Source organism: Frigoribacterium sp. CFBP 13605 (genome assembly GCF_014839405.1).
GTDB lineage: Bacteria > Actinomycetota > Actinomycetes > Actinomycetales > Microbacteriaceae > Frigoribacterium.
On sequence record NZ_JACYNS010000003.1, the window covers coordinates 76,844 to 98,489 of the forward strand.

Annotated in this window: 24 protein-coding genes; 11 read left to right on the top strand and 13 right to left on the bottom strand. The window is 71.7% G+C overall.

Annotation, left to right across the window (positions count from 1 at the left end; all coding sequences use genetic code 11):
• The first annotated feature begins 53 nt into the window (after positions 1-53).
• Positions 54-278: a DUF3107 domain-containing protein gene (locus tag IFT36_RS02140; RefSeq protein ID WP_043595511.1), complete on the top strand. Its 225-nt coding sequence runs from the start codon at positions 54-56 to the stop codon at positions 276-278.
• Between the two features lie 2 nt (positions 279-280).
• Complete coding sequence (locus IFT36_RS02145) at positions 281-577, top strand: hypothetical protein (RefSeq protein ID WP_056048642.1); 297 nt, start codon at positions 281-283, stop codon at positions 575-577.
• A 106-nt stretch (positions 578-683) separates the two neighbouring features.
• Here the strand turns inward: IFT36_RS02145 and IFT36_RS02150 are convergent, their stop codons facing one another.
• The gene (locus IFT36_RS02150) at positions 684-1,403 is read right to left on the bottom strand and encodes a ferritin-like fold-containing protein (protein ID WP_082460613.1); all 720 of its coding nucleotides are present in this window, start codon (positions 1,401-1,403) and stop codon (positions 684-686) included.
• 84 nt (positions 1,404-1,487) lie between these two features.
• On the opposite strand from IFT36_RS02150, the gene IFT36_RS02155 reads away from it, so the two are divergent.
• Entirely contained in the window at positions 1,488-2,939 is a 1,452-nt protein-coding gene (locus IFT36_RS02155) for a DEAD/DEAH box helicase (protein WP_192122735.1), read from the top strand.
• A 155-nt stretch (positions 2,940-3,094) separates the two neighbouring features.
• Here the strand turns inward: IFT36_RS02155 and IFT36_RS02160 are convergent, their stop codons facing one another.
• Entirely contained in the window at positions 3,095-3,949 is an 855-nt protein-coding gene (locus IFT36_RS02160; protein WP_192122736.1) for a PHP domain-containing protein, read from the bottom strand.
• Positions 3,950-4,032: 83 nt separating this feature from the next.
• On the opposite strand from IFT36_RS02160, the gene IFT36_RS02165 reads away from it, so the two are divergent.
• Positions 4,033-5,064, top strand: coding sequence for an endonuclease/exonuclease/phosphatase family protein (locus IFT36_RS02165; protein WP_200412316.1), 1,032 nt, complete (start codon positions 4,033-4,035; stop codon positions 5,062-5,064).
• A 46-nt stretch (positions 5,065-5,110) separates the two neighbouring features.
• Positions 5,111-6,631 (top strand): aminopeptidase P family protein, encoded by a 1,521-nt coding sequence (locus IFT36_RS02170; protein ID WP_200412317.1) that lies wholly within the window; start codon positions 5,111-5,113, stop codon positions 6,629-6,631.
• Between the two features lie 77 nt (positions 6,632-6,708).
• Here IFT36_RS02170 and IFT36_RS02175 read toward each other — a convergent pair whose 3' ends face one another.
• From IFT36_RS02175 to IFT36_RS02190, 4 genes are all read right to left on the bottom strand, one after another.
• The gene (locus tag IFT36_RS02175) at positions 6,709-7,488 is read right to left on the bottom strand and encodes a copper resistance CopC family protein (RefSeq protein ID WP_277959686.1); all 780 of its coding nucleotides are present in this window, start codon (positions 7,486-7,488) and stop codon (positions 6,709-6,711) included.
• Positions 7,485-8,312 carry a YcnI family copper-binding membrane protein gene (locus IFT36_RS02180; RefSeq protein WP_200412318.1) on the bottom strand — a complete coding sequence of 276 codons (828 nt, stop codon included), beginning with the start codon at positions 8,310-8,312 and terminating at the stop codon, positions 7,485-7,487. The genes IFT36_RS02175 and IFT36_RS02180 overlap by 4 nt, the downstream gene beginning before the upstream one ends.
• 118 nt (positions 8,313-8,430) lie before the next feature.
• Positions 8,431-9,072, bottom strand: a complete 642-nt coding sequence (locus tag IFT36_RS02185) for a hypothetical protein (RefSeq protein ID WP_192122739.1) — start codon at positions 9,070-9,072, stop codon at positions 8,431-8,433.
• A 17-nt stretch (positions 9,073-9,089) separates the two neighbouring features.
• Entirely contained in the window at positions 9,090-9,590 is a 501-nt protein-coding gene (locus IFT36_RS02190) for a YflT domain-containing protein (protein WP_056048662.1), read from the bottom strand.
• A 71-nt stretch (positions 9,591-9,661) separates the two neighbouring features.
• Between IFT36_RS02190 and IFT36_RS02195 the strand changes: the two genes are divergently transcribed.
• Genes IFT36_RS02195 through IFT36_RS02205 form a run of 3 tightly spaced genes read left to right on the top strand, consistent with a single transcriptional unit; the run spans position 9,662 to position 12,711 of the window.
• Complete coding sequence (locus IFT36_RS02195) at positions 9,662-10,984, top strand: magnesium transporter MgtE N-terminal domain-containing protein (protein ID WP_056048665.1); 1,323 nt, start codon at positions 9,662-9,664, stop codon at positions 10,982-10,984.
• Positions 10,971-11,552 (top strand): DUF1003 domain-containing protein, encoded by a 582-nt coding sequence (locus IFT36_RS02200; protein WP_056048668.1) that lies wholly within the window; start codon positions 10,971-10,973, stop codon positions 11,550-11,552. Before IFT36_RS02195 ends, IFT36_RS02200 begins: the two co-directional genes overlap by 14 nt.
• On the top strand, positions 11,545-12,711 hold the full coding sequence (locus IFT36_RS02205) for an Mrp/NBP35 family ATP-binding protein (RefSeq protein WP_307784999.1): 1,167 nt from the start codon (positions 11,545-11,547) through the stop codon (positions 12,709-12,711). Before IFT36_RS02200 ends, IFT36_RS02205 begins: the two co-directional genes overlap by 8 nt.
• A 175-nt stretch (positions 12,712-12,886) precedes the next feature.
• Here IFT36_RS02205 and IFT36_RS16715 read toward each other — a convergent pair whose 3' ends face one another.
• Positions 12,887-13,009 carry a hypothetical protein gene (locus tag IFT36_RS16715; protein ID WP_255350805.1) on the bottom strand — a complete coding sequence of 41 codons (123 nt, stop codon included), beginning with the start codon at positions 13,007-13,009 and terminating at the stop codon, positions 12,887-12,889.
• Between the two features lie 188 nt (positions 13,010-13,197).
• On the opposite strand from IFT36_RS16715, the gene IFT36_RS02210 reads away from it, so the two are divergent.
• Positions 13,198-14,112, top strand: coding sequence for a LysR family transcriptional regulator (locus tag IFT36_RS02210; RefSeq protein WP_200412319.1), 915 nt, complete (start codon positions 13,198-13,200; stop codon positions 14,110-14,112).
• Between the two features lie 117 nt (positions 14,113-14,229).
• Here the strand turns inward: IFT36_RS02210 and IFT36_RS02215 are convergent, their stop codons facing one another.
• A complete protein-coding gene (locus IFT36_RS02215) occupies positions 14,230-14,637 on the bottom strand; it encodes a Sec-independent protein translocase family protein (RefSeq protein WP_056048676.1) in 408 nt (135 codons plus the stop codon).
• A 69-nt stretch (positions 14,638-14,706) separates the two neighbouring features.
• Between IFT36_RS02215 and IFT36_RS02220 the strand changes: the two genes are divergently transcribed.
• Positions 14,707-15,333 (top strand): O-methyltransferase, encoded by a 627-nt coding sequence (locus IFT36_RS02220; protein WP_159827108.1) that lies wholly within the window; start codon positions 14,707-14,709, stop codon positions 15,331-15,333.
• A 158-nt stretch (positions 15,334-15,491) separates the two neighbouring features.
• Here the strand turns inward: IFT36_RS02220 and IFT36_RS02225 are convergent, their stop codons facing one another.
• From IFT36_RS02225 to dapE, 3 genes are all read right to left on the bottom strand, one after another.
• A complete protein-coding gene (locus tag IFT36_RS02225) occupies positions 15,492-15,662 on the bottom strand; it encodes a DUF3117 domain-containing protein (protein ID WP_071256769.1) in 171 nt (56 codons plus the stop codon).
• Between the two features lie 83 nt (positions 15,663-15,745).
• Complete coding sequence (locus tag IFT36_RS02230; protein ID WP_307785000.1) at positions 15,746-17,017, bottom strand: hypothetical protein; 1,272 nt, start codon at positions 17,015-17,017, stop codon at positions 15,746-15,748.
• Entirely contained in the window at positions 17,002-18,075 is a 1,074-nt protein-coding gene (gene dapE, locus IFT36_RS02235) for a succinyl-diaminopimelate desuccinylase (RefSeq protein WP_056048684.1), read from the bottom strand. The genes IFT36_RS02230 and dapE overlap by 16 nt, the downstream gene beginning before the upstream one ends.
• A gap of 76 nt (positions 18,076-18,151) precedes the next feature.
• On the opposite strand from dapE, the gene dapD reads away from it, so the two are divergent.
• Positions 18,152-19,126, top strand: coding sequence for a 2,3,4,5-tetrahydropyridine-2,6-dicarboxylate N-succinyltransferase (gene dapD / locus IFT36_RS02240; protein WP_056048688.1), 975 nt, complete (start codon positions 18,152-18,154; stop codon positions 19,124-19,126).
• A gap of 99 nt (positions 19,127-19,225) precedes the next feature.
• Here the strand turns inward: dapD and IFT36_RS02245 are convergent, their stop codons facing one another.
• On the bottom strand, positions 19,226-20,521 hold the full coding sequence (locus IFT36_RS02245) for a citrate synthase (protein WP_082460573.1): 1,296 nt from the start codon (positions 20,519-20,521) through the stop codon (positions 19,226-19,228).
• A gap of 16 nt (positions 20,522-20,537) precedes the next feature.
• Positions 20,538-21,638, bottom strand: a complete 1,101-nt coding sequence (dapC, locus tag IFT36_RS02250; RefSeq protein ID WP_056048692.1) for a succinyldiaminopimelate transaminase — start codon at positions 21,636-21,638, stop codon at positions 20,538-20,540.
• Positions 21,639-21,646 lie beyond the last annotated feature (8 nt).

Consider the following 21,646-nt stretch of genomic DNA (forward strand, 5'->3'; position numbering starts at 1 on the left):
CGCCGACAGAGAACGTGCAGAGCCGGGACGGCGAGGTCGGATATCGTGACCTCGTGGACATTCGCATCGGCATCACCAACAGCCCCCGTGAGATCAGCTTCGAGACGGCCCAGACCGCCGACGAGGTCGAGAAGGTCGTCGGCGACGCGCTCGACGGCGGCAAGTCGTACGTCACCCTCGCCGACTCCAAGGGCAAGACCTACCTGGTCCCCACCGCATCGCTCGCCTACGTCGAGGTCGGCAGCGAAGAGAGCCGCAAGGTCGGGTTCGTCAGCTAGTCGTGGAACTCCTCTTCGTCGTCCTGGGTGGCGCCATCCTCGGGTTCGTCCTCCACTACGCGCTGCCCGACGGCGACACCCGCGGCGTCCTGCTCGCGCCCGCGTCCGGCGCCGTCGTGGCGGCGATCGTGTGGGAGGTCCTGACCTGGGCCGGATGGCCCGCCGACGGCGGATGGATCTGGGTGGCAGCACTCGTCCTCCCCGCCGTCGTCGCGTTCGTGGTCTGCCGTGTCGCGGCGGCCCGCCGCCGGGCTCACGACAGCGAGCACTTCGCCCGCCTGGTGCGCTCCGCCTCCTGACGCCGCGCCTCCGCCATGCCCTCGATGCACGGCCGGTCGCCCAGGGCGGCCACGCCAGGTCGCCGAGAACGGTCCCGCCAGCCGAAGGACTACCAGCGGTCAGCGCTCAGGCGGTGAGTCCGAGGGCGTCCATGCGGCGCGTGTGGGCGGCGATGAGTTCTGTGAAGACGGGTTCGAGACGCTCGTCGTCGGCGGACACGTGCGACGCGGACACCGCGGCGCGAGCGACCAACAGGGTGTCTCCCACCAACCTGCGCCCCCAGAGGGCCAGCCGTGACGCGAGCCGCGGGTCGGCCTCGATGGCCGCGGAGAGTTCTCGCACCACGAGCGGTGCATCGTCGTGGGCCTCGAGCACCGCCACGATCCGCTTGTGGTGGTCCGCCGGCAGTCCGGCCGCCAACCGCACGAAGACGTCGTTGAGCAGGCCGGCCGCGACGTAGTCCGCGACGATCGCCTCGTACCAGTCCGTGCCTCCGGTCCGGGCCCGGAACTCGTCGATGGCGGCGATGTGGGGCTCCATCGACTCGGTGGCGTCGTGGCCGGACCGTTCGATCTCGGCCACCAGGCCGCGGTGTCGGGCCAAGGTCGTCTCGGCGATGCGGCCGGTGGTCTCTTTCGCACGGACGTCGGGGGCGAAGGCCGACGAGCGGCCCAGCGTCTCGAAGAGCGCGAGTTCGAGGTAGGCCGCGTGCCCCAGGAAGACCAACAGGTCGGGGGTGAACTGGTCGAGCTCGACCCGGGCCGCGGGGGTCGGCTTCGCCGCGGGCCGCGGCCACTGCAGGGACGGGACGCCGCGTTTCGCACCTCGACCGGGCCAGGACACCACGCCCACATCTTACGGGGTCCGAGGGGCCGCCCGTCGCGACGGGCTAAACTCGACGCATCCCCCTATATGAGACAGGGCAACACTTTGACATTCACTGACCTCGCGATCGACCCCGACATGGTCGACGCTCTGGCGTCGAAGGGGATCCTCGAACCTTTCCCCATCCAGACGCAGACCATCCCCCTCGCCCTCGCCGGGCAGGACATCATCGGCCAGGCCAAGACGGGCACCGGCAAGACCTTCGGCTTCGGCCTCCCGATCATCCAGCGCATCGGCCTCGACCCGGCCCCCGGCGTCAAGGTGCTCGTCGTCGTCCCGACCCGCGAACTCTGCGTCCAGGTGGCCGACGACCTCGAGCTCGCCACCTCGAACCGGGCGACCAAGATCGTCAGCATCTACGGCGGCAAGGCCTACGAGGGCCAGGTCGAGCAACTCAAGGCCGGCGCGCAGATCGTCGTGGGCACCCCCGGGCGCCTCCTCGACCTGGCCGGCCAGCGCCTCCTGAACCTCAAAGAGGTGCAAGAGGTCGTGCTGGACGAGGCCGACAAGATGCTCGACCTGGGCTTCCTCAGCGACATCGAGAAGATCTTCCAGCAGGTGCCGGCCACCCGTCACACCATGCTGTTCTCGGCGACCATGCCCGGCCCGATCGTGGCCTTGGCACGCCGGTTCATGTCGAAGCCGATCCACATCCGCGCGACCGACCCCGACGAGGGCCTCACGCAGGCGAACATCAAGCACGTCGTCTACCGGGCCCACTCGCTCGACAAGGACGAGGTGATCGCGCGCATCCTCCAGGCCGAGGGGCGTGGCAAGACCGTCGTCTTCACCCGGACCAAGCGCGCGGCCGCCAAGCTCGTCGAAGAGCTGAACGACCGCGGCTTCAACGCGGCGGCCGTCCACGGTGACCTCAACCAGGAGCAGCGCGAGCGCGCGATGGCCGCGTTCAAGGCGGGCAAGAAAGACATCCTGATCGCGACCGACGTCGCGGCCCGAGGCATCGACGTGAACGACGTCACGCACGTGATCAACCACACCGTGCCCGACGACCACGACACCTACCTGCACCGCGCCGGCCGTACCGGCCGCGCCGGCAAGACCGGCATCGCCGTGACGTTCGTCGACTGGGACGACCTGCACAAGTGGGCCCTGATCAACCGGGCCCTCGACATGGGCCAGCCCGAGCCGGTCGAGACCTACTCGTCGAGCCCGCACCTCTTCGCCGACCTCGACATCCCCGCCGGGACGAAGGGACGCCTGCGCGCGAGCTCCTTGTCAGCTGTCAAGGCGGGTTCGGTCGGCTCGCGCGAGCGCACCGGCGGCCCCCAGGGCGATCGTGACAGGGGTCGCGGTCGCGGTCGTGGCGACGCTCCCGTGCGGGCCTCCGGTGAGCCCTCGACCACGGGCCGCGGCGCCGCACAGGCGCCCGACGCGGCGGCTTCGGCCGGCGAGGGCACGGGTGAGGCCCCGCGCAAGCGCAGCCGCAACCGTCGCCGTCGTCCCGCCGGCGACTCGTCGTCACAGCCGCAGGGCTGACGACCGATCCAGCGCGAGACCCTCTCGACCGTCCGCGGCGAGGGGGTCTCGTGCGTCCGGCACGTCGCCGTCCGGCACGTCACCGTCCGGAACGCCGCCGTCCGGCACGTCATCGCCCGGCAGGGAGCCGTGCGGACGAGGAGGCGCGGGCCGGTTCAGCCCCGGACGGGCACCCACCCGGTCGCCGCGTCGACGATCCGGTCGAGTTGTCCGGGAGCCGTGGTGTTCTCGCCCAACCGGTTGGGCTTGCCGTCGCCGTGGTAGTCGCTCGACCCGGTCACGATGAGGTCGTACCGTCGGGCGAGCTCGAGCAGTCGCGCCTTGCCGGCCGAGGTGTTCTCGCGGTGGTCGATCTCGACGCCGAGCAGCCCGGCGTCGACGAGGGCCTCGAAGCCCTCGCTGGAGACGTTCGGCTCGCGACCCCGCGTCGCCGGGTGGGCGATGACGGGGACGCCCCCGGCCTCCCGGATCAGGCGGACGCCGATCAGGGGGCTGGGTGCCTCGTGCGGCTCGTAGTACCCGGACCGCCAGTGCAGGATGCCCGCGAAGGCGGCGCTGCGGTCGGGCGCGTAGCCCTTGGCGACGAGGGCGTCGGCGATGTGCGGCCGTCCCAGGGTCGCCCCCGAGCTGGCCTGGGCGAGGACGTCGCCCCAGGTCAGGTCGTAGTCGGCGGCGATGCGCTCGACGATGCGCTCGGCCCGGTGCAGACGGCTGTCGCGCAGGCGGGCCGTCTCGGCGACGAGGCCCGGGTGGGCGGGGTCGAAGAGGTAGCCGAGCATGTGGACGCTGTTCAGTCCGAGCCGGGTGCTGAGCTCCATGCCGGGGAGGAGGGTGAGACCGGTGCCGGCGACGGCGGCCGTGGCCTCGGACCACCCGGCCGTGCTGTCGTGGTCGGTCAGGGCGACGGTGTCGAGCCCCGCGCGCACGGCCGACGCGACCAGCGCGGCGGGCGCCTCGGTGCCGTCCGACACGCTCGAGTGAGTGTGCAGGTCGACCAGGCGCGTGGGCATCCCTCCATCGTAGGCGGCGCGCATCCGAGCCGTCCGTGCGGCGCCCGACGTGCGGTCGGGGGTTCCCCTAGGCTCCAGGGGCCATGATCCGTCGTCTCGTCGCCCTCGTCTTCGTCCTCGCCGTCGCCGCGGTGCTCCTGGCCGCCCTCTGGCCCCAGGCCGTCGGGCTGCAGCGCGTCTTCCCGGTCGGTCAGGTGGTGTCGTTCCGCCTCGTCGCCGGGGCCGTCGCGATCGTCCTGGTGGTGCTGCTGCTCGTGCTGGGCCTGGTCGCACGGCCGATCCGGTCGCTCACGGCGAGCGCGGCCGTGCTGCTGCTCGTGTTCGGCGTCCTCTCGGCGGGCGTCGTGACGGCTCGCGGCCTGGGCCGCACCGACTTCGTCGAGAAGACGCCCACCGACGTCACCGTGCTGTCGTGGAACACCCTCGGCGCGGCGACCGGGGCCGACGCCGTCGTCGCCCTCGCGACCGAGGTCGGTGCCGACGTGATCGCCCTGCCCGAGACCCGCCAGGAGGTCGGCGTCGCCGTCGCCGAGGCCATGGCCGCCGCCGGCAAGCCCATGTGGGTGCACACGGTGGCCTACGACCAGATCGCGAGCGGCCGCTCGACGACCCTCCTGATCAGTGCCGCGCTGGGCGACTACCAGGTCGCGATCGGTGACGACGGCACCACCGACGCACGGACGACGCCCGTCCTCCCGACGGTCGTCGCGACACCCGTGTCGGGCGAGGGCCCCACGATCGTCGCCGCCCATCCCGTGTCGCCGACGCCCGAGCACATGGGGCAGTGGCGTGCCGGCCTGGGGTACCTCGCCGACGTCTGCCGGTCGGGGGACGTGATCATGGCGGGTGACTTCAACGCCACCCTCGACCACATGGCCGGGCTCGGCACCGACGGTGGGGCGCTCGGTGCCTGCCGCGACGCCGCCGAGGCGACGGCGAACGCCGGCGTCGGGACCTGGCCGACCGACGTCCCTCCCCTCCTCGGTGCGCCGATCGACCACGTCATGGCCACCGAGCAGTGGCTGCCGACCGGCTTCCGGGTCGTGACCGAGCTCGACGACGCCGGCAGCGACCACCGGGCGGTCGTCGCCCAGCTCAGTCGCACGGGAGCCTGAGCCCACCGACTGGGCGTCCGGCCCGTTTGGCGGGAGAATGGTGGGCATGGCAGATCAGAAGGCGCCGCGCGCGACCACCAACCGCTCCACCACCCCCGGGTCGGACACGTTCAAGGACTACATCTCGTCGCAGTGGGCCGACCGCCCCGACGTCCTCCCCGAGCCGCGTGAGCAGGCGCCGTTCGCCGCCGACCGTCGCGCGCGGCTGTCCGCGCTGCACCCGGGCACCCGCCTGGTCGTGCCGGCCGGCTCCGCCAAGGTCCGGTCCAACGACTGCGACTACCCCTTCCGTGCGCACTCGGCGTTCTCGCACCTGACGGGCTGGGGTTCCGACACCGTGCCCGGTTCGGTGCTCGTGCTCGAGCCCACGGCCGAGGGCCACGACGCCACCCTGTACCTGAGGGCGAGCGCCGGGCGCGACTCGGACGAGTTCTACGCCAACCCCGAGATCGGCGAGTTCTGGATCGGCCCGCGCCCCTCGTTGACGCAGGTCGCCGCCGACCTGGGTCTCGCCACGCGTGACCTGGCCGACTTCGAGGCCGTGGTCGGCACCATCGACGCCGGCACCCTCGTCGTCCGCGAAGCCGACCCCGACCTGACCCGCCGTCTCGACGCCGTCGTCGAGGCCGCCGCCGAGCAGTCCCCCGTCTCGGCGGGGACGACGGCCGTCGTGACCTCCGACGACGACCGCCCCCGCGAGCGGGCGACCTCCGCCGACCTGGCCCGTGACCTGAGCGAGCTGCGTCTCGTCAAGGACGCGTACGAGGTCGCGCAGATGCGCCAGGCCGTGACGGTGACGGGCAAGGGGTTCACCGACGTGATCGCCGACTTCGACGACATCGTCGCGCACCCGCGCGGCGAGCGGCTCGTCGAGGGTACCTTCAACCGTCGGGCCCGCGCCGACGGCAACACGGTCGGCTACGACACGATCGCCGCGTCGGGCGACCACGCCTGCGTCCTGCACTGGACCCGCAACGACGGCGTCGTCCGCGACGGCGACCTCATCCTCATCGATGCGGGCATCGAACTCGACAGCCTCTACACGGCCGACATCACCCGCACGCTGCCCGTCTCGGGCCGGTTCACCGACGTGCAACGTCTCGTGTACGAAGCCGTGCTCGAGGCGGCCGACGCGGCGTTCGCGATCGTGCGTCCGGGCATCGCGTTCCGCGAGATCCACGCGACGGCCATGAAGGTCATCGCCGAACGGACGGCCGAATGGGGCTTCCTGCCGGTGTCCGCCGAGGAGTCGCTGAAGCCCGACCACCAGTACCACCGTCGCTACATGGTGCACGGCACGAGCCACCACCTCGGCATCGACGTGCACGACTGCGCCGCCGCCCGCCGCGACCTCTACCTCGACGGCGTGCTCGAGCCCGGCATGGTGTTCACGATCGAACCCGGCCTGTACTTCCAGCCCGACGACCTCACCGTGCCCGAGGAGTTCCGCGGCATCGGCGTGCGCATCGAGGACGACATCCTCGTGACCGCCGACGGGGCCGAGAACCTCTCGGTGGGCATCCCCCGCACGGTCGCCGACGTCGAGGCGTGGATCTCCCGCGACTGAGGTCCGACACCGAAGGGCCCCGGGTGCATCGCACCCGGGGCCCTTCGCCCGTTCACACCCCGATCAGCGAGGCAGGGTCATCGACCGTCGGACGACGAGTCGCCGTCCGGGGCCGACGTGTCGTCGGTCTCGGACGGTGTCCCGTCACGTCGCCGGCCGGTGACGATGGCCACGACCACACCGGCGGCGGCCAGCACGACGATCGCGACCGCGATGCCGATGACGAGTCCGGCGTTCACCGAGCCCGACTCGGGCGCAGCCGACGGCGTCGCCACGGTGTCGTCACCCGGGGTCGCCATGGTCGTCATCTCGGGTTCGGACGAGGCCGAGGGCGAGGCCGCCTCGGTCTCGTCACCGGTAGGGGCGCCGGCACCGCCAGCCGCGCCTCCTGCGCTGCCGCAGCTCGGACGGGTCGGCGAGCCCGCCCCCTCCGCGGTGCCCGCGGCGGGGGCGTAGGTGAACGGGACGGCGTCCGAGACGGTGTGGCCGTCGGCCGAGACGGCCTGGTAGGTCATCGTGTAGGCGCCGGGCGACCCGAGCGCGACACCGGTCGTCAGCGTCGGTCCCGAGGTCGTCGAGCAGCCGTCCTCGTAGTGCAGGCCGGCGGCGTCGGTCACCTCGAGCACGTTCGAGCTGCCGGTGCCCGAGAGGTCCAGGATCACGTCGTTGAACGTGATCGACACGGTCGCCGGGGACGAGTCGACGGTCGAGCCCGCGGCCGGCGCGCTGCTCACGACGTAGTCGTGGGCAGCGGCCGATCCCGCCGGTACGAGGGCGAGGGCACCGACCGCGGCACCCAGCCCGGCCGTCACGAGGACGCCGAGGAGGCGCGGTGTCCGCGAGCGTGCGGCCGTCACGCGTCCACCCCGCCGTTCGTCGAGGTGCGGGACGCGGTCGCCCGGGGCCGACGGGTCAGCGCCACGACCGAGACGACGAGCGCCAGCGCACCCAGGGCGAGACCACCGATGCCCAGGCCGATCGAGAGCGGTCCGACCGCGCCGTCGCCGGAGCCCGACGCCGAGTCGCCGGAGGTGCCGACGCCCGCGGTCGTCGTGTCGTCGTCCGTCGCGTGGCCGGCGTGCTCGTCGGCCGGCGGCGCGTCGTTGACGTAGAGGGTCGGTGCGGGGTGCTCGGGCTCTTCTCCCGAGGCGGGAGTCGCGTCGGCCCAGTCGACGACCGTGCCGTCCGAGTAGCGCTGGTGGGCCGGCAGCGCGATCGACCCGGTGTCGGGCACCGCACCGGCCGAGATGACGAACTGCTGGAACTGTCCGGGTGCGATCTGCGTGTCGCCCTCGGCCGTCCAGGTCACCTGCGTCGGCGCCTCGGTGATCGTCGTGCCGTCGAGCTCGACCGGCTCGGGCAACGTGCTGGTGGTGACCTCGGTGGTCCACCCCGGGAGGGGCTCGTACGACACCGAGGTGAACGGGGTGTCGGTGGGCAGGTCGACGACGAGCCCGACGGTGCCCGCGGTCGCCGACTCGTTCGGCACCTTGAAGGTCAACGTCTCGTACGACCCGGCCTCGGCCTGACCGGGCTCGACGTGGACGTGGGCCGAGGCCGCGAGGGGCGCGGCCAACGCGAGCAGGGCGGCGGCGCCGAGGGCCGCTGCCGAACGGGCGACGACGGCGGACGACCGGGGACGGCGGGACGCGACGGAAATGGGGTTGGTGCTGCGGTTCATGGATCTGGTCCTCTCGATCGCGAGTGCGATCGGTCTGCGGTGCATGACGATGGGGCCCGACGGCGCGACGGGCGCGTCCGACGGGGTCACCGGCGACGGAGGTCGGCGGTGTGCGGGGTCAGGCAGGGCAGGGCGGACCGCGACGGGGTCGGGCCGTGAGGTGTCGTCGGCCGGGCGGGCGCGGACGGACGCCGACCGGAGTCGGCGGGCGCCGGACGACGGGCGCCTCGGGCCGGTGCCCGGCGGTCAGGAGGCGCGCGACGGCCAGACCGCGGATGGCCAGTCGGACGAGGGCCCACGCGGCGCCCTCGCCACGCCGCAGGGCGACGATCGTGACCACGGCCGCGAGCGCGTGGGCCAGCCACATGGCGGGGCCACCCATGACCATGGCCTGGCCGACGCCGCCACCGGACGCGGCGCCGTCGGCGATCGTCGAGATCACGAGTGCGGAGTGGTGCCCGCCCGTCGCCGAGGCGCCCCCGCCGTCCGAGGCTCCGAGGGAGAACAGCAGGTGGAACGCGACCTGGCTGAGCGCGACCGCGACCGCGAGCCTCACGGTCGAGAGGTGCACGCCCGCCAGGGCGATCGAGACGGGCACGGCCACGGCCAGGGCGAGGACGACGCCGAGCAGTCCGGGCTCCATGCCACCGCCGGCCACGTGGGAGAAGGCCGCGACCAGGGTCGACGCACCGGCGGTCAGCCAACCACGCGCGAAGCGCTCGGCCCGGGTGGCCGTCGTGGAGGGGTCGCGGGGTGCCATGTCGACACCAGGGTACGTCAGCGGCGCGGGGTCTCGGGACGCGCGAGGATCTCGTGCGCCCGCCCGGAGACCTCGGGGTCGACCACGATCTGGTAGTTCGACGCGAGCACCTGGTGCGTCGAGGTGAAGTCACGGCGGCGACGGGTGATCGCGAAGCTGACGATGCCGTAGAGCATGCCGAAGCCGGCTCCGAGCAGGGCCGCCGCCCCGACGGTGGCCGCGGTGGCGGTCTCGGTCGCGAAGACGAGCATGACGAGCCCGAAGAAGACGCCGAGCCAGAGTCCGGTCACGGCCCCGGCCAGCGCGGCACGCCCGTAGCTCAGGCGACCGGTGACGCGTTCGACGGTCTTGAGGTCGTTGCCGATGATCGCCAGCCGCTTGATCGGGAACTCGGCCTGTGACAGCCGGTCGACCACGCGCTGCGCCTCGGGATACGTGTCGTAGGTGCCGAGGACGTCGCCCCGCGGCAGGGTGGGCACCATCGGCGGGCGGCGGCCCACGGGGCCCGGGTTCGTCATCCCAGCATTAAACACGGTGCCCCTGCCGGGCACCCGTCGGCGGCGACCCCGCGAGCGACTAAATTGGACGCGTGAGTGCAACCAGAGTCTTCGTCGCCCGGCTGGCCGGTTGCTCCGTCTTCGACCCTGCGGGCGACAAGGTCGGCAAGGTGCGCGACGTGCTGGTGGTCTACCGCCGCACCGGGGCGCCGCGCGTGGTGGGCCTCGTGGTCGAGGTCCCCGGCAAGCGCCGGGTCTTCGTGGGGATCGGACGCGTCACGAGCATCGGCTCGGGCCAGATCATCACGAACGGCGTCATCACGCTCCGCCGCTTCGAGCAGCGTGGCGGCGAGACCCGGGTCATCGCCGACCTGCTCGGTCGTCGCGTGTCGTTCCGGCACGGTGGCGGCCACGCCACCATCGAGGACGTGGCGATCGACGAGGTGAGCGAGGGCGACTGGGAGGTCGGCCAGCTCTTCCTGCGCAAGCCCAAGACGTCGCCGTCGCCGTTCGTCAAGGCGCCGACGGCGTTCGCGGCGTGGGACGACGTCGTCGAGGAGGCCGGACCGGGCGAGGCGCAGAGCGCCGAGCACCTGATCGCCGCGTACTCCGACCTCGTGCCAGCGGACCTCGCGAACACCCTGCTCGACCTCACGCCCGAGCGGCGGCTCGAGGTCGCCGGCGAACTGTCCGACGACCGCCTCGCGGACGTGCTCGAAGAGCTGCCCGAGGCCGAGCAGGTCGAGATCTTCACGGGCCTCGACGACCACCGTGCGGCGAGCGTCCTCGACCAGATGCAGCCCGACGACGCGGCCGACCTCATCGCCCAGCTGCCCGACGAACGCACCGAGCAGCTGCTCACGCTGATGGAGCCCGACGAGGCCGACGACGTGCGCATGCTGCTCAGCTACGACTCCGACACCGCCGGCGGACTGATGACGACCGAGCCCGTCATCGTCTCGGCCGACGCCACGGTCGCCGAGGGCCTCGCCCTCATCCGTCGTCACGAACTGGCCCCGGCGCTCGGCGCGGCGGTCTGCGTCGTCCTGCCACCCTACGAACCGCCCACCGGCCGGTTCCTCGGCATGGTGCACTTCCAGCGGATGCTCCGTTACCCGCCGAACGAGCGCCTGGGCACGATCCTCGACCAGACCACCGAACCGGTCCGCGTCGACGCCACGGCCCTCGAGGTCACGCGGGTCATGGCGACCTACAACCTCGTCTCGGTCCCCGTCGTCGACTCGGCGCACCGCCTCGTCGGCGTCGTCACCATCGACGACGTCCTCGACCACGTCCTGCCGGACGACTGGCGCAGTCAGGACCCCGACCAACCGCTGACCCCGAGCCGACCGCGTGGCCGCGCCCGTCGCCCCGCGATCGGCCAGAGCACGAGGAGCGACGATGGCCCGCGATAACCGCAACGACGTCCGCCTCGACGCCCCCAAGGGTCTGCGCCCCCGCGTGCTGCCCGGGCGCAAGCGGGTCAGCAGCGACCGCTTCGGTCGGGCGACCGAGTCCATCGCCCGGGGCATGGGCACGCCCTACTTCCTGATCGCCCTCACCCTGTTCTGCGTCGTCTGGATGATCTACAACACGGTCGCCCCGATCGACATCCGCTTCGACAGCGCCGCCATCGGCTTCACGGCCCTGACGCTGATCCTGTCGCTGCAGGCGTCGTACGCCGCTCCCCTCATCCTGCTCGCGCAGAACCGGCAGGACGACCGCGACCGCGTGCAGTTCGAACAGGACCGTCAGCGCGCCGAACGCAACCTGGCCGACACCGAGTACCTGGCCCGTGAGGTCGTCGCGCTCCGGATCGCGATCCGCGACATGGCCAGCAAGGACTTCATCCGAGCCGAGCTCCGCTCGCTGCTCGACGAGCTCGACCGGCGCGACGACGACGAGAGCCCCGCGGTCGAGCCGACCCGCACCTCCTCGTCGTCACGACGCGACGCCCGGCGCGACGGCCACCACCGTGGCTGAGCCGGTCGCCGCCACCCGCCCCGCGACGCCGGACGACGTCCGTCGCGCGCTCGCGCGGGTGCTCGACCCCGAGATCCGCAAGCCCGTCACCGAACTCGACATGATCGGTGACGTCGTCGTCGACGCAGGAGGCGCGGCGACGGTGGCCGTCAAGCTCACGATCGTGGGGTGCCCGGCAGCCGACACGATCGAACGCGACGTCCGCGAGGCCACGGCCTCGGTGACCGGCGTCACCGACGTTACCGTCGACGTGACCGTCATGACCAAGGACGAACGACACGCCCTCACCGAGAAGCTGCGGGCGGGCCGGGCGGCGCGCGGCATGCAGTTCGGCCCCGACACGCTGACGCGCGTGTACGCCGTCACGAGCGGCAAGGGCGGGGTGGGGAAGTCCACCGTGACCGCCAACCTCGCGGTCGCCCTCGCGGCCCGGGGTCTCGCCGTCGGCGTCGTCGACGCCGACGTGTACGGCTTCAGCATCCCCGGACTCCTCGGCCTCGTCGGCCCCGACGGCGCCTCGGTGAAGCCCACCCGCGTCGACGACATGATCCTGCCGCCCGTCGCCCACGGCGTGAAGGTCATCTCGATCGGCATGTTCGTCGACGACGCCTCGACCGCCGTCGCCTGGCGCGGGCCGATGCTGCACCGGACGATCCAGCAGTTCCTGACCGACGTGTACTTCGGCGACCTCGACGTGTTGTTGCTCGACCTGCCGCCCGGGACGGGCGACGTCGCCATCTCGGTGGGGCAGTTGCTGCCGCACGCCGAGGTGCTGGTCGTCACGACCCCTCAACCGGCCGCCGCCGACGTCGCCGAGCGCAGCGGGCTCGTGGCACGCCAGACGGGTCAGCGGTTGCTCGGGGTCGTCGAGAACATGGCAGGTCTGCCCCAGGCCGACGGCAGCGTCCTCGAGCTCTTCGGCTCCGGTGGTGGCGTCGAGACCGCCCGCCGACTGTCGTCCGGTCAAGAGGCCGAGGTGCCGTTGCTCGCCAGCGTGCCGCTCAGTCTGGGCCTGCGCCAGGGGGGCGACGACGGCGTACCGGTCGTGCTCGCCGCTCCCGACGATCCTGCGGCCACGGCCATCGACGAGCTGGCGGGCCGACTGGCGGTGCGGGCCCGGGGGTTGGCCGGCCGGAAGCTCGGACTCAGCGTCACCTGACCGGGGTCGAGCACCCCGCACGTGCAGAAAGGGCACCTCGCGTGGCGAGGTGCCCTTTCGTCACAGCGTCTCGCCCGAGGGGCGGCGACGTGCTCGTGCCGCACCCCAGCACGGAGGCGGCACACACGGTGACGGCACGCTCAGGAGGGAGACGCGCCGACCACCGCGAAGCGGACTAGGACCAGCGGTTGTAGGTCTTGGTCGGGATGGCGCGGAAACCGTCTCGGGCGACCGAGACGAGCGAGCCGGCGATTCCGACGACTGCGGCGATGGCGAGGACGATGATTCCGGTGAGCATGGGGGACTCTTTTCTGGCGCGGTTCGACGCGCGATTCTGCGTGGTGGGATGGATTCGCCACCGAGCCCGGGACCAGGTCGACCGGAGCTCGGGAGCGCTACGACGCGCTCCGGGGACTCTTCAATGATGCGCCCCGAGAAGCGGTAGATCAATCTCACGTTTCTACCGAAACAGCGTAGATTTGCTACATGGATGTCAAGCGTCTCGAACTGCTCCGCGAACTCGCCGAACGAGGCAGCGTGGCCGCCGTCGCCCGGGCCACCCACCGCACCCCGAGTGCCGTCTCGCAGCAGCTCAAGGTGCTCGAGCGCGAGGCGGGCGTGGCGTTGACCGAGCGGGTGGGACGCGGCATCGTGCTCACCGGCTCCGGGCGCGTGCTGGCCCAGACGGCCACCGACGTCGCCGTGGCACTGGAGCGAGCCCAGGCGGTCTGGGACGACTTCGTCGCCACCCCCCAGGGCGAGGTCACGCTGGCCACCTTCCCCACGGGCGGACAGATGCTGCTGCCGGGGCTGCTGCGCACGGTGGCCGAGACCCCCGGCCTGGTGGTCGTCGCGAGCGACCACGACCCGTCGATCCGCGAGTTCCCCGAGCTGGCCGCCGACCACGACGTCGTCGTGGCGCACTCGTCCGACGACAAGCCGTGGCCCGGACGCGGACTCGTCACCGTCCCCCTGTTGACCGAGCCCCTCGACATCGCCCTGCCCGCCGACCACCGTCTCGCCGGTCGCGCCTCGCTCGCACCCGGCGACCTCGAGGGCGAGAACTGGATCGGCGTCCCGCACGAATTCCCGTTCGAGTGGGTCTACCGCGAGATCGAGCGCGTGACCGGCAGCCCCGTCCGCGTCGCCCAGCGCTTCAGCGACACCAAGGTGACCGAGTCGCTCGTCGGGGCCGGCCTCGGCATCGCCGTGCTGCCGCGCTTCACCGCCAAGGACGCCCGGGACGACATGGTGCTCGTGCCGCTCGAGAGCATCCGGGCCGTGCGCTGGGTGTCCGCCGTGATGCGGCGCGACCGGGCCGAGCGTCCCTCGGTGCGACGGGTCGTCGACGCGCTCAGGGCCGAGGCCTCACGCGTGGCGGCACTGCACGGAGGCGTCTGACCACCACGCCGCCCGCGGGCCGCGTGGCAACCGAGTGAGGAGCTGGGGGCGAGGAGCCACGGGACGGCAGACCACGAGGCGGGCGACGAGGTCAGGAGGCGCGGTGCCGCAGGCGGGTCAGGTCGCCTCGGAGTCGTACGGCGGCACCTCGCCCGTCGCGAGCGGCACCACCTGCGCGGGGGAACGACCCCCCGGCAACCCTGCGGACACAGCCGCGGCGGCGGCACCGGCCGTCGCCATGCTCGGCGCCGAGGGCTTGGGGGCGCCATCCGTGCCGTCGAGCAAGGCGTCGCGGATGATGCGCCGCGGGTCGTACTGACGGGGGTCGAGCTTCTGCCACTCGACATCGTCGAACTCGGGGCCCATCTCGTCGCGCATGCGCGTCTTCGCGCCGTTGGCCATGTCGCGCACCGTCCGGACGAGCTGGGCGAGCTTCGCCGCGTAGCCGGGCAGTCGTTCGGGACCGAGCAGGAAGACCGCGAGCACACCGATGATGAGCAGCTTGTCGAACGTCAGACCGAACATGGACACGCAAGCAGACTAACCGGTGACGACTCGGGGAACCCCCTAGAGTTGGCCTTTCGAGGAGTGGGTGTGTCGCAGATAGAGTCAAGTTGGAAGTTCGCGGAAGAACTCGTCACCGAGAGCGACGCGATCGCCGAGGCTCGACAGCATTCGTTGGAGGTCGGGGTCGAGGCCGTCTCGCCGGCGGTCGGCGCCCAGCTCGCGGTCGTCGCCGCCGCCTCGAACGCCTCGTCGATCATCGAGGTCGGTACGGGCCTGGGCGTCAGCGGGCTCTGGTTGCTCTCGGGCGCCCCCGCGGCCGTCCTGACGACCATCGACCGCGAGATCGAGCACCAGCAGGCCGCCCGGGACGCCTACCTGCAGGCGGGCATCCCTGCCAGCCGCTTCCGCATGATCGCCGGCCGTGCCGCCGACGTGTTGCCCCGGATGAACGAGAACTCGTACGACATCGTCTTCGTCGACGCCGACCCCGGCTCGGTCATCGAGTACGTCGAGCACGGCCTGCGCCTCGCCCGCCCGGGCGGACTCGTCCTCGTCGCGCACGCACTCTGGCACGGACGGGTGGCCAATCCCGCCGTCCGCGACAGCACGACCACGGGCTTCCGCACCTTGCTGACCGAGGTGTCCACCTCACCGGCCGTGATCAGCTCGCTCTCGACGGCGGGCGACGGGCTGCTCTCGCTGATCAAGCGGTGACGCTCCCCCGCCGGGCTCCCTGCCCGTGCAGCAGGCAACCGGCGCGGTAGCCAGCGCACGGAGGCGGGCACGCGCACGGAGGCGGGCACGCGCACGGACGCCCCGCGCGCCGCAGGTGCGGCGGGCGGGGCGTCCGGGGTTATTAAGGAGGCGGCCGACTAGGCGCTGACGACGCCGGCGAGGGCGTCGTGCAACTCTTTGGCTTCGTCGTCGTTGACCGACACCACGAGGCGTCCCCCACCCTCGAGCGGAACACGCACGATGATGAGACGGCCCTCCTTAACGGCTTCCATAGGCCCGTCGCCGGTCCTCGGCTTCATGGCTGCCATCAGATAGTCCCCTTTCGCAAGTTGCTGGTCCCATTATCCGTGATTTCGGGCCCCCGACCTAAACGACGCCGTTCCCCGGCCGATCACGGCGGCGTCCAGTCGTACCCGTTCACCCACCAGCAGTAGTAGAGCCACACCCACTGTGCCGCCACGAACACGGCGACGAGCAGCGCCCGGTAGACCTTCGAGCGCGGCACCGCGAGGACGCCCAGCAGGGGGAAGAGCGGCATCAGGAGCCGGAAGGTGCTGGACTGCGGGAAGAACACCGCCAGCAGGTAGAGCCCGTAGGCGACGCCCCACAGCCTCAGGTCGGTGCTCGTCCGGCGTGCCCACGGCGACAGCAGCAGGGCTCCGAACGCCACGAGCGTGACCACGAGGAGGGCGATGCCGGAACCACCCGGAAACCACCAGTTCGCCCCGTCGACCCACGGGGTGAACGGCACGAGCGGTCCGAAGCCGATGTAGGGCGCCCGCCAGGCGAGTTCGGTCTCGGTGTACGCCCCCGGCACCCCCGTGACCGCGCCGGCGACGACGAGCCAGGCGACGCCGAACACGCCCGTGGCCGCCGTCGACACCGCCACCCGGACGCGCTCGCGCACCGGGAAGGGATCGTCGTGCCGGCGCCACCAGCGCAGCACCCCGTGGAGACCGATCGCCAGGGCGAGCGGAAGGGCTCCGGGCCGCGTGAAGGACATGATCAGCACGACCGGCAGCATCGCCAGGTACTGCCGCCGCACCAGCATGAGCAGGCTCGCGCAGAGCAGCAGCAGGAACATCGACTCGGCGTAGGCCACCTGCAGCAGCGGCGACAGGGGCGCCACGCAGAACAGGACGACCGCGAACAACGAGGTCGACTCGGGCAGCGCGTGCCGCATGAGGCGGTAGAACAACAGGGCCGTCCCCGCGGCACAGGCGACAGACACGACGACGGCCAGCGCCGCGAACGACAGGCCCGTCAGGCCCATCAGCCCACGGACGACGAACGGGTAGGCGGGCATGAACGCCCAGGCGTTCTCTCCGACGTGGCCGTCGCCGGTGATGGGGAGGTCGCGCGGGTACCCCACCACGGCGATGATGTTGTACCAGTGACCGTCCCAGATCGTGGCGAAGCTGCCGTAGTCCGGGCTCGCGAGGGTCCACGCGTTGGCCTGCTGGGCACCGGCGAAGGTGAGCAGCGCGATCGTGCTGACGGCGCGCGACAGGACGAACACCACGAGCACCCGGGCCCACCACGGCGTGAGCCGGTAGCGCAACAGGAGGCGCCGCGACGCCGAGGTCGGTCGTCGGGGATCGTGCCGCGTCGACGGGGACGAGGAGGCGCGACTCGCGTCGTCGACGGTCAGGCCGTCAGCCACGCCCGCAGTCCGCGCTCGTTGTCGAGGATCTGCTGCACGGGCACCCGCTCGTCGTCGTGGTGGGCCAGCATCGGGTCACCCGGACCGTAGTTGACCGCGGGGACGCCGAGCGCGGAGAACCGCGCGACGTCCGTCCACCCGTACTTAGGCTTGGCCTCGCCGCCCACGGCACGCAGGAACTGCTGTGCCAGCGGGGCGTCCAGACCGGGCCGGGCCCCGGGGGCGAGGTCGACGATCGTGACGTCGAAGCCCTCGAAGAGCTCGCGGACGTGGGCGACGGCCTCGTCGCCGCTGCGGCTCGGGGCGAACCGGTAGTTGACGTGCACCATGCACTCGTCGGGGATGACGTTGCCGGCCACGCCGCCCGTGATGCCCACGGCGTTGAGGCCCTCGCGGTAGACGAGCCCGTCGACCTCGACCTCTCGCGCCTCGTAGGCCGCCAGCACGTCGAGGATCGGCGCGGCCTTGTGGATGGCGTTGTCGCCGACCCACGAGCGGGCGCTGTGCGAGCGGGCGCCGAAGGTGCGGATCTCGGCGCGCAGGTTGCCGTTGCAGCCCCCTTCGACCCCGCTGTTGCTCGGTTCGCCCAGGACGGCGAAGTCGCCGGCCAACAGGTCGGGTCGGGCCCGCGCGAGGCGGCCCAGGCCGTTCAGGGCGTCGGAGACCTCTTCGTGGTCGTACCAGACCCAGGTGACGTCGACGCCGGGCTCGGTCAACTCGACCGCGAGCCTCAGGTGAACGGCACAGCCGGCCTTCATGTCGACGGTGCCGCGACCCCAGAGGTAGTCGACCCCGTCCTCGGTCTCGTAGCGCGTGGGCACGTTGTCGTTGATCGGCACCGTGTCGATGTGACCGGCGATGACGACCCGCGAGGCCCGGCCGAGCCGGGTCCGGGCGACGATCGCGTCGCCGTCACGGAACAACTCGAGGTGGTCGCAACCGTCGAGCGTGGACCAGATCTCGTCGGCGACGAGGCGTTCGTCGCCCGACTCCGATCGGATGTCGCAGAGCTGCCTGGTGACGTCCACGGGCGAGACGGAGAGGTCGATCGGTGCCATGCGGGCGAGTTTACGGGGCCAGGGCACGGGTCACCTCCGAAGCGGTCCGTCGGCGGCTGCCGATACGCTCGGGTCCATGACTTCCGACGCCACCGCCACCGCCCCGACCCACGCCTACGGGTACGGCCTCGCGACCGTCTCGCACGACGGCACCACGCTCGACACCTGGTTCCCCTCCCCCCGGCTCGGCACCCTCCCGGCCGACCGTGACCCCGAGATCGTCCCGGCCGAGCTGGCCGACGCGGCCGGACCCGACGAGCGCCGCGCGGTCGACCTCGTCCCGGTGACCGTCGAGATCGACCTGAGCGCGCCTCCTGCGTCCACGCCCGACGCGTACCTGCGACTGCACCTGCTGAGCCACCTCCTCGTCGAGCCCAACACGGTCAACCTCGACGGCGTGTTCGCGCACCTGCCCATCGTCACCTGGACGAACGCGGGGCCGGTCCACCCCGACGACTTCGCACGGCTCCGTCCGAGGCTGCAGCGTGCCGGCATCGTCGCGACCGGCATCGACAAGTTCCCCCGCATGCTCGACTACGTCTCGCCCGACCGCGTCCGCATCGCCGACGCGTCGCGGGTGAGGCTCGGTGCCCACCTGGCCCCCGGCACCACGGTCATGCACGAGGGGTTCGTGAACTTCAACGCGGGCACGCTCGGGTCGTCGATGGTCGAGGGCCGCATCTCCCAGGGCGTCGTCGTGGGTGACGGGTCCGACATCGGCGGCGGAGCCTCGATCATGGGCACGCTGTCGGGCGGCGGCACCCAGCGGGTGACGATCGGCGCCCGCGCCCTGCTCGGCGCCAACGCCGGCATCGGCATCGCGATCGGCGACGACACCGTCGTCGAGGCCGGGCTCTACGTGACGGCGGGCACCAAGGTCGTCGTCGTGGGCGGCACCCCGACCAACGACGGTTCGCCGCAGACGGTCAAGGCCGTCGAGCTCTCGGGCCAGCCCGGACTGCTCTTCCGCCGCAACTCGCTGACCGGCGCCGTCGAGGTGCTGCCCCGCAAGGGCCACGGCATCACGCTCAACTCGCAGTTGCACGCATAGGTCTTCGACGAGCACCACGACGAAAGGGGTGGGCACGACCCCAGGTCTGAACCCGGCGTCGTGCCCACCCCCTCGCGTCGTGCCGATCGATCCGGCGGACTAGCGCTGCGGCCAATCGCGTTCGGTCGCGCCCAGGTACAACTGCTGGGGGCGGCCGATCTTGGTCGTCGGGTCGGTGTTCATCTCGCGCCAGTGGGCGATCCAGCCGGGGAGGCGACCGATGGCGAAGAGCACCGTGAACATGCGGGGCGGGAACCCCATCGCCTTGTAGATGACGCCCGTGTAGAAGTCGACGTTCGGGTAGAGCTTGCGCTCGACGAAGTAGTCGTCGGCCAGGGCGATGCCCTCGAGCTCCATCGCGATGTCGAGCAGGTCGTCCTTCACGCCGAGCGATTCGAGCACCTCGGTGGCGCTCTCCTTGACGAGCTTGGCGCGCGGGTCGTAGTTCTTGTAGACCCGGTGGCCGAAGCCCATCAGCTTGACGCCGGCCTCTTTGTTCTTGACCCGCTCGACGAATCGCTCGACACCCTGGCCGCTGTCGCGGATCTCGGCGAGCATCTTGAGGACGGCCTCGTTGGCCCCGCCGTGCAGCGGCCCGTAGAGGGCGCTGATGCCCGCCGAGATCGACGAGAACATGTTGGCCTGCGTCGAGCCGACGAGACGCACGGTCGAGGTCGACGCGTTCTGTTCGTGGTCCTCGTGCAGGATGAGCAGGCGTTCGAGCGCCTTCGACAGGACGGGGTTCACCTCGTACGGCTCGGCCATCGTGCCGAAGTTCAGCTTGAGGAAGTTGTCGACGAAGCTGAGCGAGTTGTCGGGGTAGAGGAACGCCTGGCCGAGGCTCTTCTTGTGTGCGTACGCCGCGATGACCGGCAGCTTCGCCAGCAGTCGGACGGTCTGGAGCTCGACCTGCTCGGGATCGTGCACGCTCATGCTGTCTTCGTAGAACGTCGACAGTGCGCCGACCGCGCTCGACAGCACCGACATCGGGTGGGCGTTGTGCGGCAGGGCGTCGAAGAAGCGGCGCAGGTCTTCGTGCAGCAGCGTGTGCCGCCGGATGCGCGCGTCGAAGTCGGCGAGCTGGTCGGGGGTGGGCAGTTCGCCGTAGATCAACAGCCAGGCCGTCTCGAGGTAGGTCGAGTTCTCGGCGACTTGTTCGATCGGATAGCCCCGGTAGCGCAGGATGCCCTGATCACCGTCGATGTAGGTGATCGTGCTTCGGGCGTTGGAGGTGTTCACGAAGCCCGTGTCGAGGGTCGTGTAACCGGTCTGCTTGGTGAACGTCGAGATGTCGATCGCCGAGGCACCCTCGGTGCTCGCGACGATCGGGAACTCGGCTGTTCCCCCCGGGAACTGCAGCGTGGCCTTCTGGGCGTCGTTGGCAGTGTCAGTCACCCGGTCAGCCTAGCGGTCAGCCGCCGAGTCGCCCCACGGCGGCGTCGATGCGCTCGTCGGTCGTCGTGAGTGCCACGCGGACGTGGCGATCACCGGCGGGCCCGTAGAACGACCCCGGGGCGACGAGCACGCCACGCTCGGCGAGCCAGGACACCGAGGCCCAGGCGTCCTCGTCCCGCGTGGCCCAGAGGTACAGGCCGGCCTCGCTGCGGTCGATGCGGAACCCCGCTGCCTCGAGAGCGGGCAGGAGGCGCGCTCGGCGGGCCGCGTACCGCGCCTTCTGCTCGACCACGTGGGCCTCGTCGGCCAAGGCGACGACCATGGCCTGCTGCACCGGGGCCGGCGGCATGAGGCCCGCGTGCTTGCGCACGGCGAGGAGCTGCCCGAGCACGTGGTCGCAGCCCGCGACGAAGCCCGCGCGGTACCCGGCGAGGTTCGACTGCTTGCTGAGCGAGTAGACCGAGACGACGCCGCGGAGGTCGTCGCCGACCACGCGTGGGTCGAGGATGCAGGGCGTGGGGCGGTCGGCCCACTCGCCCGTCCACCCGAGTTCGGCATAGCACTCGTCGCCGGCGATCACGGCACCGAGTTCACGCGCACGGGCAACGGCGGCGCGGAGAGCCTCGAAGCCCAGCACGGCCCCGTCGGGGTTGCCCGGGCTGTTCAACCAGACCAGCTTCGTCGAGACGGGCCACTCGGCCGGGTCGTCGGAGGCGAGGGCCGTCGCTCCGACGAGGGCGGCGCCGAGCGCGTAGGTCGGGTAGGCGTTCGTCGGGTAGACCACCGTGTCGCCCGGACCGATGCCCAGCCAGAGAGCCATGCCAGCGATGAGTTCTTTCGAGCCGATGGTCGGCAGGACGTTCGCGTCGCCGAGTCCGGTCACCCCTCGGCGGCGCGCGTACCACTCCGAGATGGCCGACCGCAGGGCCGGGGTGCCGGCGACCTGCGGGTACGAGTGGGCGTCGGTCGCGACCGCGAGGGCCTCACGGACGACCTCGGGCGTCGGATCGACGGGCGAACCGACGCTGAGGTCGACGATGCCTCCGGGGTGGCGCCGGGCGGTGGCCGCGTACGGCACCAGGGCGTCCCAGGGGAACTCGGGCAGGTCGAGCGCCACGGGGGCCG

Excerpts from the sequence above, each read along its gene's own strand:
- IFT36_RS02160 (WP_192122736.1), bottom strand. The coding sequence starts at position 3,949 with ATGCCCACGCGCCTGGTCGACCTGCACACTCACTCGAGCGTGTCGGAC.
- IFT36_RS02165 (WP_200412316.1), top strand. The coding sequence starts at position 4,033 with ATGATCCGTCGTCTCGTCGCCCTCGTCTTCGTCCTCGCCGTCGCCGCG.
- IFT36_RS02170 (WP_200412317.1), top strand. The coding sequence starts at position 5,111 with ATGGCAGATCAGAAGGCGCCGCGCGCGACCACCAACCGCTCCACCACC.
- IFT36_RS02180 (WP_200412318.1), bottom strand. The coding sequence starts at position 8,312 with ATGAACCGCAGCACCAACCCCATTTCCGTCGCGTCCCGCCGTCCCCGG.
- IFT36_RS02185 (WP_192122739.1), bottom strand. The coding sequence starts at position 9,072 with ATGGCACCCCGCGACCCCTCCACGACGGCCACCCGGGCCGAGCGCTTC.
- IFT36_RS02190 (WP_056048662.1), bottom strand. The coding sequence starts at position 9,590 with ATGACGAACCCGGGCCCCGTGGGCCGCCGCCCGCCGATGGTGCCCACC.
- IFT36_RS02200 (WP_056048668.1), top strand. The coding sequence starts at position 10,971 with ATGGCCCGCGATAACCGCAACGACGTCCGCCTCGACGCCCCCAAGGGT.
- IFT36_RS16715 (WP_255350805.1), bottom strand. The coding sequence starts at position 13,009 with ATGCTCACCGGAATCATCGTCCTCGCCATCGCCGCAGTCGTCGGAATC.
- IFT36_RS02210 (WP_200412319.1), top strand. The coding sequence starts at position 13,198 with ATGGATGTCAAGCGTCTCGAACTGCTCCGCGAACTCGCCGAACGAGGC.
- IFT36_RS02215 (WP_056048676.1), bottom strand. The coding sequence starts at position 14,637 with ATGTTCGGTCTGACGTTCGACAAGCTGCTCATCATCGGTGTGCTCGCG.
- IFT36_RS02225 (WP_071256769.1), bottom strand. The coding sequence starts at position 15,662 with ATGGCAGCCATGAAGCCGAGGACCGGCGACGGGCCTATGGAAGCCGTT.
- dapE (WP_056048684.1), bottom strand. The coding sequence starts at position 18,075 with ATGGCACCGATCGACCTCTCCGTCTCGCCCGTGGACGTCACCAGGCAG.
- dapD (WP_056048688.1), top strand. The coding sequence starts at position 18,152 with ATGACTTCCGACGCCACCGCCACCGCCCCGACCCACGCCTACGGGTAC.